This window comes from Kineosporia mesophila (assembly GCF_021129235.1).
Classification (GTDB): Bacteria; Actinomycetota; Actinomycetes; order Actinomycetales; family Kineosporiaceae; genus Kineosporia; species Kineosporia mesophila.
Genome location: NZ_JAJOMA010000014.1, coordinates 20,726 through 35,928, shown reverse-complemented (window position 1 = coordinate 35,928; position 15,203 = coordinate 20,726). Strand labels below are relative to the sequence as shown.

At 70.1% G+C, this 15,203-nt stretch carries 13 protein-coding genes and 1 pseudogene; 11 read left to right on the top strand and 3 right to left on the bottom strand.

From position 1 onward, the window contains the following. Positions 1–22 precede the first annotated feature (22 nt). The 3 genes and pseudogenes from LR393_RS20015 to LR393_RS20005 form a co-directional block, all read left to right on the top strand. Complete coding sequence (locus tag LR393_RS20015; protein WP_231485540.1) at positions 23–1,228, top strand: LLM class flavin-dependent oxidoreductase; 1,206 nt, start codon at positions 23–25, stop codon at positions 1,226–1,228. A gap of 3 nt (positions 1,229–1,231) precedes the next feature. Then, entirely contained in the window at positions 1,232–2,584 is a 1,353-nt protein-coding gene (locus LR393_RS20010) for an NtaA/DmoA family FMN-dependent monooxygenase (protein WP_231485538.1), read from the top strand. A gap of 179 nt (positions 2,585–2,763) precedes the next feature. After that, positions 2,764–3,093: pseudogene (locus LR393_RS20005) on the top strand (nucleotide disphospho-sugar-binding domain-containing protein); the annotation flags it as partial. A gap of 79 nt (positions 3,094–3,172) precedes the next feature. On the opposite strand, the gene LR393_RS20000 reads toward LR393_RS20005, so the two are convergent. Together LR393_RS20000 and LR393_RS19995 are read right to left on the bottom strand one after the other, a co-directional pair. Continuing rightward, positions 3,173–3,694: a cupin domain-containing protein gene (locus LR393_RS20000; protein WP_231485537.1), complete on the bottom strand. Its 522-nt coding sequence runs from the start codon at positions 3,692–3,694 to the stop codon at positions 3,173–3,175. A 1-nt stretch (position 3,695) separates the two neighbouring features. Further along, the gene (locus LR393_RS19995) at positions 3,696–4,604 is read right to left on the bottom strand and encodes a LysR family transcriptional regulator (protein WP_231485536.1); all 909 of its coding nucleotides are present in this window, start codon (positions 4,602–4,604) and stop codon (positions 3,696–3,698) included. 205 nt (positions 4,605–4,809) lie between these two features. Between LR393_RS19995 and LR393_RS19990 the strand changes: the two genes are divergently transcribed. The 8 genes from LR393_RS19990 (at position 4,810) to LR393_RS19955 (ending at position 14,500) form a co-directional block, all read left to right on the top strand. Beyond that, entirely contained in the window at positions 4,810–6,177 is a 1,368-nt protein-coding gene (locus tag LR393_RS19990) for an LLM class flavin-dependent oxidoreductase (protein WP_231485535.1), read from the top strand. A gap of 146 nt (positions 6,178–6,323) precedes the next feature. Next, complete coding sequence (locus LR393_RS19985; protein WP_231485533.1) at positions 6,324–7,859, top strand: ABC transporter substrate-binding protein; 1,536 nt, start codon at positions 6,324–6,326, stop codon at positions 7,857–7,859. Between the two features lie 12 nt (positions 7,860–7,871). Beyond that, positions 7,872–8,891, top strand: coding sequence for an ABC transporter permease (locus tag LR393_RS19980; RefSeq protein ID WP_231485531.1), 1,020 nt, complete (start codon positions 7,872–7,874; stop codon positions 8,889–8,891). 1 nt (position 8,892) lies between these two features. Continuing rightward, positions 8,893–9,771 (top strand): ABC transporter permease, encoded by an 879-nt coding sequence (locus tag LR393_RS19975; RefSeq protein WP_231485530.1) that lies wholly within the window; start codon positions 8,893–8,895, stop codon positions 9,769–9,771. Continuing rightward, positions 9,768–10,607 carry an ABC transporter ATP-binding protein gene (locus LR393_RS19970; protein ID WP_231485529.1) on the top strand — a complete coding sequence of 280 codons (840 nt, stop codon included), beginning with the start codon at positions 9,768–9,770 and terminating at the stop codon, positions 10,605–10,607. The genes LR393_RS19975 and LR393_RS19970 overlap by 4 nt, the downstream gene beginning before the upstream one ends. Further along, positions 10,594–11,436, top strand: coding sequence for an ABC transporter ATP-binding protein (locus LR393_RS19965; protein WP_231485528.1), 843 nt, complete (start codon positions 10,594–10,596; stop codon positions 11,434–11,436). The genes LR393_RS19970 and LR393_RS19965 overlap by 14 nt, the downstream gene beginning before the upstream one ends. Beyond that, positions 11,433–12,788, top strand: a complete 1,356-nt coding sequence (locus LR393_RS19960; protein WP_231485523.1) for an NtaA/DmoA family FMN-dependent monooxygenase — start codon at positions 11,433–11,435, stop codon at positions 12,786–12,788. Before LR393_RS19965 ends, LR393_RS19960 begins: the two co-directional genes overlap by 4 nt. Then, a complete protein-coding gene (locus LR393_RS19955; RefSeq protein ID WP_231485520.1) occupies positions 12,785–14,500 on the top strand; it encodes an FAD-dependent oxidoreductase in 1,716 nt (571 codons plus the stop codon). The genes LR393_RS19960 and LR393_RS19955 overlap by 4 nt, the downstream gene beginning before the upstream one ends. On the opposite strand, the gene LR393_RS19950 is transcribed toward LR393_RS19955, so the two are convergent. Then, positions 14,493–14,876, bottom strand: a complete 384-nt coding sequence (locus tag LR393_RS19950) for a MerR family transcriptional regulator (RefSeq protein WP_231485519.1) — start codon at positions 14,874–14,876, stop codon at positions 14,493–14,495. The genes LR393_RS19955 and LR393_RS19950 overlap by 8 nt on opposite strands. Positions 14,877–15,203: the final 327 nt, after the last annotated feature.

Here is a 15,203-nt window from a genome sequence, read left to right as displayed (position 1 = left end):
CGATATTCTTGAAGGAGATCACGTGACCGGCAACACCCCGCTTCATCTGGGCGTGGCCCTCGACGGTGCCGGATGGCATCCCGCCGCCTGGCGGCAGGCCGATGCCCGGCCGAAAGAGCTCTTCTCCCCTCGCTACTGGGCCGATCTGGTGACCGAGGCGGAGGCCGGGCTCCTCGACCTCGTCACCATCGAAGACGCATTGAACCTGCAGTCGGACGAGTTCGCCGAGCAGGACGCGCGGGCCGATCGGGTGCGGGGCCGGCTCGACGCGGTGTTGATCGCCGCCCGGGTGGCGCCGCTGACCCGGCACATCGGCCTGGTGCCGACGGTGATCGCGACCCACACCGAGCCCTTCCACATCTCCAAGGCGATCGCGACCCTCGACTACGCCGCGACCGGCCGGGCCGGGGTGCGGGTACAGGTGGCCGCGCGCAACGACACGGCGAAGCACTTCGGGCGGCGGGAGTTCCCGCCGATCGACCTGGCCCGCATCAACGAGCCCGAGGTGCAGCAGCTGGTGGCCGACCACTTCGACGAGGCCGCCGACTACGTGCAGGTGCTGCGCCGGCTCTGGGACAGCTGGGAGGACGACGCCGAGATCCGGGATGTTGCCACCGGCCGCTTCGTCGACCGCGACAAGCTGCACTACATCGACTTCGACGGTCGCTGGTTCTCGGTCAAGGGTCCCTCGATCACGCCCCGCCCGCCGCAGGGCCAGCCGCTGGTGGCGGCGCTCGGCCACGCGGACATCCCCTACCGGCTGATCGGGCGCGCGGCCGACCTCGGGTTCGTCACGCCCCACGACGCCGAGCAGGCCGCCGACCTGGTCGCCCGCATCGACGAGCAGCGCCACACGGCCGGGCGGCAGGACGAGAAGATCCACGTCTGGGCCGATCTCGTGGTGGTGCTCGACGACACCGAGCAGGCCGCGCGCGACCGCCTGGCCGCGCTGGACGAGCTGGCCGGGACCGAGTACACGAGCGATGCCAAGATCTTCACCGGCACGCCCGCCCAGCTGGCCGACCTGCTGGTCCAGTGGCAGGCGCAGGGGCTCAGCGGTTATCGCCTGCGCCCGGCCACCCTGCCCCACGACCTGCAACGGATCACCCGTGGCCTGGTTCCGGAGTTGCAGCGGCGCGGCCTGTTCCGCACGGAGTACCCGCAGAGCGGCACACTGCGGGGGCTGCTCGAGCTGGACCGTCCTGCCAACCGCTACGTGAGGGCCTGAGCGATGACCAAGCAGATCCACCTCGCCGCCCATTTCCCGGGCGTCAACAACACCACCGTCTGGAGCGACCCGGCGGCGGGCAGCCACGTCGAGTTCGACTCGTTCCGACGGTTCGCCCAGATCGCCGAGCGCGGCAAGTTCGACTTCCTGTTCCTGGCCGAGGGCCTGCGGCTGCGCGAGCAGAAGGGCCAGATCTACGATCTGGACGTGGTCGGCCGCCCCGACACGTTCACCGTGCTGGCGGCCCTGGCCGGTGTCACGCAGCGGCTCGGCCTGACCGGCACGATCAACTCCACGTTCAACGAGCCCTACGAGGTGGCGCGTCAGTTCGCCAGCCTCGACCACCTCTCCGAGGGGCGCGCCGCGTGGAACGTGGTGACCAGCTGGGACCAGTTCACCGGCGAGAACTTCCGCCGGGGTGGCTATCTCGCCCAGGGCGACCGGTACGAGCGGGCCCGCACGTTCCTGCGCACCACGACCGAGCTGTTCGACTCCTGGAACGGGGTGGAGATCCTCGCCGACCAGGAGCAGGGCCGGTTCCTCGACACCGACCGGCCGGGCACGTTCAGGCACCAGGACCGGTTCTTCGACATCGAGGGCCAGTTCAACGTGCCCCGCAGCCCACAGGGCCGGCCGGTGATCTTCCAGGCCGGTGACTCCGAGGAGGGCCGCGAGTTCGCCGCCTCGGGCGCCGACGCGATCTTCTCCCGATACGCCACCCGGAAAGAGGGCAAGGCGTTCTACGACGACGTGAAGGGCCGCCTGCCGAAGTACGGGCGCGAGCGCGACGACCTGCTGATCCTGCCGGCCGCGAGCTTCGTGCTGGGCGACACCGATGCCGAGGCCGAAGAGCTGGCCCACCAGGTGCGCCGGGCCCAGGTCTCGCCGCAGACCGCGATCAACTTCATCGAGCAGCTCTGGAACACCGACCTGTCCGGCTTCGACGTGGACGGCCCGCTGCCCTCGTTCGACCCGGTGGTGGAGGGCGAGGCGATCGCCAAGGGCCGGGCCAGCGTCCGGCAGCTGGCGAAAGACCCGATCGCGCTGGCGAACGAGTGGCGGGACAAGGCCGAGGTGGAGAAGCTCTCGGCCCGCGACCTGGTCATCGAGGTCACCGGCCGCCAGACCTTCGTCGGGTCGGCGAGCACCATCGCCGAGACAATCAATCAGTTCGTGCAGGAAGATGTTTCGGATGGTTTCATCCTGGTTCCCCACATCACGCCCGACGGCCTGGGGCCCTTCGTCGACACGGTGGTGCCCCTGCTGCAGGAGCGGGGGGTGTTCCGCACGGACTACGAGGGAACGACGCTGCGCGACCACCTCGGGCTGAAATACCCGGGGGACCCTCAGGCATGAAAAAAGGAGAGGGTTTCCCTCTCCACTCCTAAGGTACAGCGCACCCGGGGCCTTGCGGCAAGGCCCCGGGCCTGCCCCAGAATCACTGGCTTGGACGTCAAAAGCCTTGGGGGGGATGAGCAGTGCGTGTCGTTCTGTCGACCTACGGGTCGCGTGGAGACCTGGAACCACTGGCCCTGGCCGTCGGGGAGGCCAACCAGCAGACGCTGCTCGCGCGGTGCGCCGCGCTCGTGCACCACGGCGGTGCGGGCACGACCACCACGGCCGCCGGCGCCGGCGTGCCCCAGGTGATCGTGCCGCAGGTGGTCGACCAGCCCTATTTCGCCGGCCGGGTGGCCGAACTCGGCATCGGCGTCGCGCACGAGGGCAGTGTGCCCACGCTCGAGTCACTGACCACTGCTTTGCGGACGGTGTTGTCACCCGAGGTGGCCAGGCGGGCTCGCGAGGTGGCCGGGTCGGTGAGCCAACAGGGGACGTCGGTGGCGGCGGGGCGGCTGGGCGCGGTGTGAGCGTTGTGGGCAGGGAAACTTGGCCGGATCACGGAGGAAGCACCGCCTCGTTCGTGATCCGGCAGACATTCCCCGGTGGCTACGAACTCGTGTTCACCTCGGACCAGTCGAGCTGGCCGAGGTTGACCACGACGGCCTCCTGGGTGGTGCGGGCTATGACCACCAGGGCCTCGTCGTCGGGGTCGGGGTTCTCCTCGCGGTGGGGGACCCACGGGGGCACGAACACGTAGTCGCCGGGCGAGGTCTCGATACGCCGCTCGACCGGCTCGTCGCCGTCCAGGTCGGCGAACACGAACACCGGGTGCCCCGCGACCACGTAGATGGCGGTCTCGGAGGCCCCGTGGTGGTGATTGCCGGAGTTGGTCAGGGCGGGCACGTGGGTCTGGCCCATCCACAGGTGCTGGGCACCCACGGTCTTGCCGCTCACGGCCTCCAGTCGCTTCATGCCGGAGGTCTGCGTGGTCTGCCCGACCAGGCTCGCGGGGGCGATCTGGTGCAGGCGGGTGTGGAACGGGTCGATGCCGGGCGGCAGCAGCACGCCGCTGGGGGTGCGGACCGGCTCGTCGCCGTGCTCGTCGGGGGTCAGGTGGATGGCGGGCATGTCAGGCTCCCTGGGCGAACTCGACTTCGGCGTAGGACGATCCGCGGGTCGCCAGGCGGCCCGGCTCGGTGAGCAACCCGCGCAGTGCCTGCGCGACGGCGGTGGACGTGTGGGAGGGCAGACCCTGCCGCGACCAGACCGCGAGCGGCAGGGGCCGGGGCGCCGGCAGGTCGTGGCGGGCGGCCAGGCCCTCGGGGGTCTGGCCGAGCGTGGCCATCAGGGCGACGCCGAGGCCGGCGCCGACCGCTGCCTGAACTCCGGCCAGCTGGATCGCCTCGGCGTTAACCATAGCCGGGATGCTGTTTTCCGCAAGGGTTTCCAGAGCCCGGGTGCGCAAGGCGCAGGGCTGGTCGAATGCCACCACCGGAATCGGGGCGGGCGCCGGGGGCCGTCGCCAGGTGGGGGCGGCGTACCAGGTCAGCTTCAGGTCGCCGACCGGTGTGGCCCGCGGGTCGTCGGACGGGCCGAGCAACAGGGCCAGGTCGACGCGACCCTCGGTCAGGCCCTCCCGCAGCCGGGTACCCCGGTCGAGACGGAACCGGAAACGGTGGTCGGGCAGACTGCTCGCCAGCTGGGTGGACAGGGACGGCAGCAACTGCGCGGCCGCGTGCTCGGTCGAGCCGATCACCACGGTCTCGACGGTGCGCCGCCCGAAGCCACGCAGGGTCTCGTCGTGCAGCGCCAGAATGCGCCTGGCCTGCGACAACAGGCGCTCGCCGTCGGCGGTCAGACGGGATCCACGGCCGTGCCGCTCGACCAGGGGCCGTCCGGTGGCGCTCTCCAGCTTCCGCACGTGCTGACTCACGGCCGCCTGGCTCAGGTGCAGCGACGTGGCAGCCCGCTGGAAACCGCCGGTGTCCGCGACCGCGACGAAGCTGCGGAGAGGGGCGATGTCCAGAATCTGACTCATGTCTACCAGAATACTAGAGAATGATTCGTTTTCGTGATGGGTGTTCATCACAAAGCATCGTTAGACAGAAATCTCCTGGTCACGCATGCTCGACCCATGACCCGAACAGCCACTGTGACCCTCACCGGCTGTCGCTGACTCAGTTCGGCAACCCTGGGCGTCGTCCCCCATTTTTTCTCCCCGTCAATGGCCGGAGGGTCTCGTCATGCCCGAATCACCCCGTCGCACCCTCAAACTCGGCGCCGTCCTGCTCGGCGTCGGTGGACCGGGCCAGCATCACACCTGGCTGGACCCGCAGATCCCCACCGACGCCAGCGTGGACGTGCGCTGGTACATCGCCCGGGCCCAGGAGGCCGAGGCGGCGAAGTTCGACCACGTCTTCATCGTCGACAGCCAGTTCATCACCCCCGACTCCCCGAACCACTACCTCAGCCGCCTGGAACCGCTCACCCTGCTGTCGGCCATCGCCGTGCACACCGAGCACATCGGCCTGGTCGGCACGCTCACCACCTCGTACAACGAGCCGTTCAACGTGGCCCGGCGGCTGGCGTCGCTGGACCACATCAGCGGCGGGCGGGCCGGCTGGAACGTGGTCACCAGCGGAGACGCCGGAACGGCCGGGAACTACAGCCGCGACGCGCACTTCGACTACGCCACCCGCTACGGCCGGGCCCTGGAGCACGTCCGGGTCGCGCAGGGCCTGTGGGACTCGTACGAGGCCGACGCCCTGCCCCGCGACCGCGAGCGCCGGGAGTTCCTCGACCCCACGAAACTCCATGCTCTGCACCACACCGGCGAGCACTTCCGGGTCGTCGGCCCGCTCAACCTGGAGCGCACGCCGCAGGGGCAGCCGGTGATCTTCCAGGCCGGTGACTCCGAGGAGGGCCGCGACCTGGGTGCCGCGATCGCCGACGCGATCTTCACCCACGCCCAGACCCTCGAGCAGGCCGTCGCGTTCCGCACCGAACTGCGCGAGCGCGCCGCGGCCAAGGGCCGTGACCCGCAGAACGTGCTGATCGTTCCGGGGATTCACCCGATCATCGCCGAAACCGACGAGGAGGCCCGGGCCCGGCAGGACGCGGCCCTGGGCGCCAGGAGCTTCGAGAAGGCGCTCGCCGAACTCGGAAGGCCCTTCGGCTGGCACGACTTCAGCCAGTACGACCTGGACGCCCCGTTCCCCTCGGTCGCCGCGGCCGGCGCCCTGAGCTTCCGCACCCAGGCCGAGGGCATCACCCGCCTGGCCATCGAGAAGGGCTGGACCCTGCGGCAGGTCGTGCAGCACCAGCTCGACGCCGGGCGCTCGCCGTTCGTCGGGTCGCCGCTCACCGTGGCCGACGAGATCCAGCGCTGGTTCGAGGCCGGGGGTTTCGACGGCGTCAACATCACCGTCAACGCCCCCGGCGACTTCGCCCGCTTCACCGACCAGGTGCTGCCCATCCTGCGCGAGCGCGGCGTCGTGCGCAGCGACTACGAATCGACCACCTTGCGCGGCAACCTCGGTCTGCCCGTGCCGGAGAACCGTTACACCGCGGCCCGTCCCGAAGAAGCGAAAGCCGCGTCCCTCGTCCCCTGACCGACCCACCCGCGCAACCGCGACCAGCCCGCGGGCGCCGTGGCGATCGTCCCCCATTCCAACTCGTTCGTGATCAGGCAAAGTTTCCCCGGGGAGACTTTGCCTGATCACGAACGAAAGAGAGATCAGCGAAGGAAAGCCCTCCCATGACCCTTGACTCCTCGCCCGGCCTCGGCCGGCGGTCCTTCCTCGGCGGCCTGCTCGCCGTTCCCGCGCTCGGGGCGGTACTCGCGGCCTGCGGTGACGGCGGATCCAGCGCCGCGGCCGGCGCCGCCACCCTGAAATGGGCGTCGTCCTTCTTCCCGACCCACTGGGACCCGGTGGTGGGCGGCAGCGGTGCCCAGTTCCGGCACCTGTCACTGGTCTACGCCTCGGTGACCCGGGTGAACGAGAAGGGCGAGGCGGTGCCCGACCTGGCCGAGAGCTGGGACTACAACGACAAGGGCGATCAGGTCACGTTCCACCTGCGCGAGGGCCTGACGTTCAGCGACGGCACCCCGGTGAACGCGGACGCCGTGAAGAAGGCCGTCGAGCGGGCCAAGACCCAGGAGGACTCGGCCCTTTTCGGTGACCTCACCTCGATCGACAAGGTCACGGCCGACGGTGACCTGGACGTGGTCGTGGACCTGACCCAGGTGGACTACCAGATCCCGCTGCTGTTCGGTGAGCGCGTGCTCCAGGTGGCCAGCCCACAAGCTGCCGCCGACCCGAAGGCGCTCGACCAGAAGCCGGTCGGGCACGGGCCCTTCGTGATCACGCAGCTCATCCCGGGCACCAAGGCCGTGCTGGAGAAGAACCCGGACTACTGGGACGCCGCGAACATCCACATCGACAAGGTCGAACTGGTCTCCGCCCCCGACGCCTCCACCGTGGTCTCGGGTCTGCAGACCGGGGTGTACAACTTCGCCGACGTGGCCGCGGCGCAGGCGCAGGCCGCCGAGAAGGCCGGGCTCGACGTGTTCGTGCAGCCCGGCTACAACGCCTCGAACCTCAGCCTGAACGTCAACAAGAAGCCGTTCGACGACCCGAAGGTGGTCGAGGCCGTGCGGTACGGCATCGACCGGCAGGAGTTCGTGGACAAGCTGACCTTCGGCTACGGCACGGTCGCCACCCAGCCGTTCCCGAAGGAGTACATCGCCTACGACCCGCAGTCGGCCGACCTCTGGCCGCATGACGTGGCGAAGGCCAAAGCCGCTCTGGCCGAGTCGAAGTACTCCGGTGACGACCTGACGATCGACCTGGTGATCCCGGCCGAGGACCCCGCGGCCGAGGTGGTGCAGTCGCAGCTGGCGGCGATCGGCATCACGGTCAACATCAAGATCGACAAGAACTGGGCCACCCCGTTCTTCGCCAAGGACCTCGTCGCCTCGCTGTACGGCACGACCGGCCGCGACTCACCGTTGCAGACCCTCACCGCGCACTTCGGCCCGAACGGCCCGCTGAACCTCAGTACCCCCTACGAGCCGGACGGTTTCGAGAAGGCGGTGGCGAAGGTGCGCCAGACCCCGCTGGAAGACGGTGACTACGAGGCGAACCTGCAGGCCGCCACCCGGGCCGGCCTGGTCAGCGAGGCGCTGGTCTTCACCTACTCCCAGCCCAGCGTCTACGCCAAGGACCCCTCGATCTCGGGTCTGCCGGCCAATCCGGGGCACATCAACTGGACCGGCGTGAAGATCTCCTAGGGGTTGGTGCAGATGACCGCGAGTACCCTTGCCCCGCCCGGGATCCCCGGTGCGTTCCCGGCCGCCCGCCGGGTGCTGGGCCGGATCCTGCTCACCCTGGCCCAGTCGGTCGCGATCTTCGTGCCGGTGTTCCTGGTCGCCACCTTCGTGACGTTCGCGCTGCGGGCGATCAGCGGGCTGAGCCCGGCCCGGATGCAGCTGGGCGAGCAGGCCACACCGGAGGCGATCGCCCGGATCGAGGCGGAATGGGGCCTGGACCGGCCCTTCCTGGCCCAGTACGGGACCTGGCTGACCGACATGCTGCACGGGAACCTGGGCAACAGCTGGTCCAACGGGGTCGGGGTGGCCGACCTGATCGGCATGGGGCTCGGCGTCAGCCTGTCGGTCGCGGCGCTGGCCCTGACGATCGGCATCACGCTGGGGTTCGCGTTCGGGGCCCTGGCCGCGCTGAGGCACACCACCTGGATCGACCGGGCGATCACCGCGGTGATGACGGTGATCTCGGTGATGCCCGCCTTCGTGGTCGGCATCGTGCTGGTCACGGTCTTCGCCGTGGGGTTCGGCTGGTTCCCCGCCTCCGGCTACGTGCCGCTGGAACTGGGCCTGTGGCCCTGGCTCTCGCACATCCTGCTGCCGGCGCTGGCGCTCAGCTTCGACACCGTCGCCGACGTGGCCCGGCAGCTGCGCTCGGGCCTGATCGGGGCCTACCGGGAGAACTACGTCACCGGGGCCCTGGTGCGGGGAATCAGCCCGCGGCGGATCTTCTGGCGGCACGTGCTGCGCAACGGCACGGGCCCCACGCTGGCGGTGCTCGGGCTGAAGTTCCCGGCGCTGATCGGCGGTGCGGTCGTCACCGAATGGATCTTCGGGCTCCAGGGTTTCGGCCGGTTCGCCAACGACTCGGCGCAGGCCGGGGACGTGCCGGCGGTGCAGGGCGTGCTGGTCGTGTCGATCGTGCTGGTCGTCCTGTTCAACCTGATCGTCAACGTCGTCCTCGGCCGGCTCACCCCGGCCTCACAGCGAGGGGTGTGACATGACCCGCCGGATCTGGGCCCTCCCCACCGGGAAGGTCGCGTTCGCCATCCTGGCGCTGGTCGCGGTCCTGGCCGTGTTCGGGCCGCTGCTGGCCCCGCACGACCCGCTCGCGGGCAGCACCACCACCCTGGCCGGGCCCTCCGGGGGACACTGGCTGGGCACCGACTACCTGGGCCGCGACGTGCTCAGCCGCCTGCTCGACGGATCCCGCACGAGCATCGTCGGGTCGCTCGAGGTGGCGCTGGTGGCGCTGTTCGCCGGCGCCGTCCCGGGCATTGCCTCGGTCTACCTCGGCCGGGTCTTCGAGTGGAGCGTGCTGCGCCTGACCGACACGCTGATCTCCCTGCCGTTCCTGGTCTTCGCCGTGGCCGTCACCGCCCTCCTCGGGAACGGCATCACCCAGGCGATGTTCGTGGTCGGGGTGCTGGTGTCGCCGTTGTTCTTCCGGGTCTCGCGGGCCGCGACGCTGGCCGTGGCCCGGTCGCAGTACGTCGAGGCCGCGCTGATCTCCGGCGCCTCGTTCGGCCAGATCGTGCGCCGTCACGTCTGGGCCAAGGTGCTGCCGGCGATCGGCGTCGCCCTGGCCCAGACGATCGGCATCGGATTCGTGGTGGTGTCCAGCCTGACCTTCCTCGGCGTCGGGGTGCAGCCCCCGGCCCCGACCTGGGGCGGTCTGCTGGCCTCGGACCTGGGCTACCTGGACTACCAGCCGTGGGCGCCCGCGGTGCCGGCCCTGCTGATCATGGGCACGGTGTCGGGCTGCAACCTGCTGGCCGACGCCCTGCGGGACGTCCAGACCGTACGAGAGGTGAAGTCCGTGACCGACCCCAGAACCGTTCTTGATCAGGCAGAACCTCCCCGGGGCGGTCTTGCATGACCGCGGAGAAGAAGGTGCTCGCGCTTCAGGACGTCCGGATTGCCCACGGATCGAGGGAACTCGTGCACGGGGTCTCGTTCGACCTGGAGCCCGGTGGGGTGGTCGGGATCGTCGGGGAGTCGGGCAGCGGCAAGACGCTCACCTGCCGGTCGGCGCTGGGCATCCTGCCACCGGGGCTACGGCTGTCGCACGGCTCGATCGCGATCGACGGGCAGGACATCTCCGGCCTCACCGCGCGACAGTGGACCGGCCTGCGGGGCTCGACGATCGGCGCGGTGTTCCAGGACCCGGCCTCGTACCTGAACCCCTCGCTCACCGTGGGCTCGCAGATCGCCGAGGCCCTTCGGGTCAAGGCCGGTCTGGGCCGCCGGGCGGCCCGGCAGCGGGCCCTGGAACTGCTCGCCGAGGTACACCTGAGGGACCCGCACCGGGTCTACGACCGGTACCCGCACGAGCTGTCCGGGGGTATGCAGCAGCGGGTGCTCATCGCGGCGGCCATCTCGCTGCGCCCGAAGATCCTGATCGCGGACGAGGCGACCACGGCCCTGGACGTCACCGTGCAGGCCGAGATCCTCGATCTGCTCACGGATCTGCGGGAGAGCACCGGCCTGGCCCTGGTGGTGGTGTCGCACGACCTGGCCGTGGTCGCCCAGCTCTGCGAGCAGGTGCTGGTGATGCGCGACGGGGTGGTGGTCGAACAGGGCCCGACCGCCTCGGTGCTGCACGACCCGCAGCACGAGTACACCCGGCTCCTGATCACCGAGCACGAGCAGTACGGGCTGGAACGTTATCTCGACCGACCCGACCTGAAGGAGACTGCCGGTGCCGGGCATTGAGGACGAGGTGCTCGAGGTCTCCGACCTCGATGTCCACTACGGGGTGGGTCGGCGCCGACATCGCGCGCTGTCCGGTGTGTCGCTCCAGGTGCGGTCCGGGGAGACGCTCGGCCTGATCGGGGAGACCGGCTCGGGCAAGTCCACGCTGGCCCGCACGGTGCTGGGGCTGGTGCGGGCCTCCGGCGGCCGGGTCCGGATCGGCGGCGAGGACGTCACCGGGTACTCGCAGCGGCAGTGGCGGTCCTTCCGCCGGCGCGGCGTGGTGCAGTACGTGTTCCAGGACCCGCTGCGCAGCCTCGACCCGGACCTGACCGTTCAGGAGTCGCTGCTCGAACCCCTTCTGCTGCGCGGCGACCCGCGCGCGTCCGCCCTCGAAGCGGTGCGGGAGCAGTTCGCCCGGGTGAACCTCGACGAGCACCTGCTGCCGCGCCGCCCGGCCGAGCTGTCGGGCGGCCAGCGGCAGCGGGTCGCGGTGGCCCGGGCCCTGGTCGTCGAGCCCGCGCTGATCATCCTCGACGAGCCGGTGTCCGCCCTGGACGCCGCCAACCGGGTACAGATCCTGCAGATCATCAAGAACCTGCGCGACGCCGGCACCGCCCTGGTCTTCATCTCGCACGACCTCGGCTCGGTGGCCGGTGTCGCCGACCGGATCGCGGTGCTGTACCAGGGTGAGCTGGTCGAGTCCGGTTCCACCGCAGAAGTTCTCCGGACGCCGCAGCACGCCTACACCCGGCTGCTGCTGGGTTCGGTGCCCACGCTGCACGCGCCGCCCGCCACCCGGGCCGAACGTCAGGCACTACGAGCTCAGCTGAACGGAGAACCGGTATGACGCGCAGACTTCACCTGGCGGTCGCCGCCTACGGGGTGGGTGGCCCGGGCCAGCACGGGCTGTGGAAAGACCCGCGGGTGCCGAAGAACGCCAGCATCGACATCCAGTACTACATCCGGCAGGCTCAGATCGCGCAGGCCGCCCTGTTCGACGCCTTTTTCATCGTCGACAGCCAGTTCATCACCCCCGACTACCCCTCGCACTACCTGAACCGCCTCGAACCGCTGACCCTCCTCTCGGCGGTGGCCACGCACACTACACACATCGGCCTGGTCGCCACGGCGAGCTCGACCTACAACTCGCCGTTCAACCTGGCCCGGCGCTTCGCCTCGCTCGACCTGATCAGCGGCGGCCGGGCGGCGTGGAACGTGGTCACCAGCTTCGACACCGGGACCTCGCGCAACTACGGCCTGGAGGAGCACCTCGACTACGCCACCCGCTACGGGCGGGCCCTGGAGGCCGTGCAGGTCGTGCGCGGGCTGTGGGACTCCTACGAGGACGACGCCTTCCCCGCCTCCCTGGACGACAACCAGTTCCTCGACCCCTCGAAACTGCACGCGCTGAACCATGTCGGCGAGCACTTCTCGGTCGCCGGGCCGCTGAACGTCTCCCGCTCGCCGCAGGGACAGCCGGTGATCTTCCAGGCCGGGGTCTCCGAGGAGGGGCGGAACCTGGCCGCGCAGGTGGCCGAGGGCATCTACGCGCCCGGCGGCACCCGGGCGCAGGCCCAGGCCTACTTCAGCGACATCAAGCAGCGGGCCACCGCGGCCGGGCGCGACCCCGACCACGTGTTGATCTTCACCGGGGCATCGCCGGTGGTCGGGTCGAGCGACGCGCAGGCGCATCGCCGGTCCCGCGAGATCTACGACCAGGACAACGACTTCGACCGCAAATTGGGCTTCCTGGGCCGTAGTTTCGGGGCGTACGACTTCGCGCAGCACGATCTGGACGCGCCGTTCCCGGATGTCGCCCACCTGGCCGAGAAGGGGGGACGCACGGCGGGGCAGGCGATCGTCGACCGCGCGGCCTCGCAGGGCCTCACCCTGCGGCAGGTGGTGGAGACCCTCACCGAGTACCGGCCCTCACCGTTCACCGGGGCGCCGGACACCGTCGCGGACGCGATCGAGGAATGGTTCACCGCCGGTGCCGCCGACGGCCTGAACCTGCGCTTCCGGGCCCTGGAGGATCTGGAGCGCTTCGCCGGTGACGTGGTGCCGCTGCTGCAGAAGCGAGGTCTGTTCCGGACCGCTTACGAACACGACACCCTGCGAGGCCATCTGGGCCTCCCGATCCCGGAGAACCGCCACTCTGTTCGTGATCAGGAAGACTTTCCCCGGGGAGGATTTGCATGATCACGAACGAAGAATTGAGGGACGAGGCGTACCGGCCGGATCTTTCCCTCACCGGTGGGCGCGACGTCCATACGGTGGTCTTCCCGCGTGATGCCCTGCCCGATGCCGTGGACGTGCTGGTCGTGGGGGCCGGACCGGTCGGGCTCTCCGCCGCGATCGAGCTCGCGGGGCGCGGTGTCAGCGTGGCCGTGGTCGACAAGGCCACCGAGGCCACTCTGGTACGGGCCGGGGCGATGGGCCACACCCCGCGCGTGGTCGAGCATTTCCGGCGCTGGGGTCTGTTGCAGCGCATCCGCGACGAGTGGACCTTCCCCCCGGAGTGGAACCGGGGCATCCGCCTCATCACCTCGCTGGTGGGGCATGATCTCGGCCCTACCGGGCCGGCCGTCCCGAAAAGGCGGGCCAGCCCCGAAGAAGCCCTGAGGCGTCCGCAATCGGCCCTGCAGAAGGTGTTCATCGAGCGCCTGGGCGAACTGCGCGTGCCGGTCTCCGGCGGCTGGGAACTGCGCGCCCTGGAGGAGGATGCCGACGGGGTCGAGGCCCGGGTGATCTCCGACGGTGAGGCGCGCCTGGTGCGGGCCCGCTACGTCATCGGTGCGGACGGGAACCGCAGCACGGTCCGCACCCTGGCCGGCATCGAACGCGACGGGGAACGGGCCCGGGAACAGCGTTTCCGGCTGATCGTGCGCACCCCCGACATCAGCGACCGGGTGGGGCCCGCCCCCAGCGGCGTGAACATCGTGTTCAACGAGAAGTCCTCGGGATTCCTGGCGGCGGTCAGCCATCGCGAGTGGCGCGTGTACGCCGGCCCCTTCCCGCTCGACCACCGGCCGACCGAGCGCGAACTGCTCGACACCGCCCGCGCGTCCTTCGGTTTCGATCTGGACCTGGAACTGGTCTCGGCCACCCCGTACTACGACTCGACCCGGATCGCGCGGACGTTCCGGCAGGGCCGGGTGCTCCTGGTGGGAGATGCCGCCCACGTACGCACCCCGGGCGGCAACCTGGGCGAAGGGTTCGGTGACGTGGTCAATCTCGGCTGGAAGCTGGCGGCCGTCCTGCGGGACCAGGCGCCGACGGAGTTGCTCGACTCCTACGACGAGGAACGCCGGCGGCACAATTGGAGGGTTGCCGACCACGCGCTGGAACGCTCACGGCGTGCGCGCGCGACCCTGGCCGAGCTGCGGGACGAGGGCATCCCGGCCGATCAGGACACGAGCGGGTGGGCGCTCGAGCGCCGCGAGAAGATCCGGGCCCGATTGGCCGCGGAGTCGGTGGTGGCGCCGGGCGTCACGTTCGACGAGCGGTACGACCAGTCCCGGGCGATCTGGTACGAATCCAGTCCGGTGAGGGACGAGACACCTTGGGAGCCAGAAATTTACGAGGACGATCCACGGCCGGGCCACCGCGCCCCGAACGGTCTCGTCGACACCTACGGCGGCACCCTGCACGACCGGATCGGATCCGGCTTCGCGCTGCTGTCGATCGGTGAGGACCGTTCCCTGGAAACCTCTTTCACCGAGGCGGCGGCCCGGCGGGGGATTCTCCTCGCGGTGGTGCACGTGAAGGACGTGCCGGCCGGGAGCCCGTACCGCGACGCCCTGTACTTCCTGGTGCGGCCGGACCAGCACGTGGCCTGGCGGGGCGACGCACTGCCCACGGGCGGAGCCGAGGCCGTGCTCACCCGGGTACTGGGCGGGAACCTCAGGTGACGTCGGGAGTCGCCTCGTCGAGCCGGTCGCGGCGCGCGCGGTTGAGCGTGATCAGCTCGTCGAGCGACTCCAGCGTGCGGGTCAGGCCCCCGATGTGCTCGCGCAGCTTGTCGCGTTCGGTCACCAGATGGGCGAACGCGGCGTCGCTGGTCTCCCCGTTCGGTGACTCCAGGCAGGGCAGCACCCGCAGAATGGTCTGGCTGGACAGCCCCGCCGAGTAGAGCCGCTGCAGGTACTCGACCCGGTCGATCTCCTGCTCGGTGTAGTGCCGATGGCCCCCGGCGCTGCGCTCACTGCTGAGCAGCCCCTGCTCCTCGTAGTACCGCAGCGAGCGCACACTCACGCCGGTGCGCTCCGCCAGCTCACCGATCCGCATCACGCTCTCCCGGGGTTCTGGCGATCTTCACGTCAGTGTCAGGTTCTAGCATATGTCCAGGAGGGGAGACTCCGAGTGCCCCGACCGGCGGCCGGATGCCGCTTGTCCTCGTTCCGTCCTGGGGTGGCCGACGGGCCGTAGGGGGAGAACGCCGGCTGATGCGCCATGATGATCGCCCGGTGGATGTGTGGATTGCCCGGTGCCACCGCTACGACGTGGCTGTGCCGTGCCGTGGAGCGGGCAGGCGAGAGTAACTCCCGGGGAAGAGAACTGGATCTGGCTCGGTCCGAGCGGCTTCTGGTGCCCCGGACGGGTTTGCTGCTACGG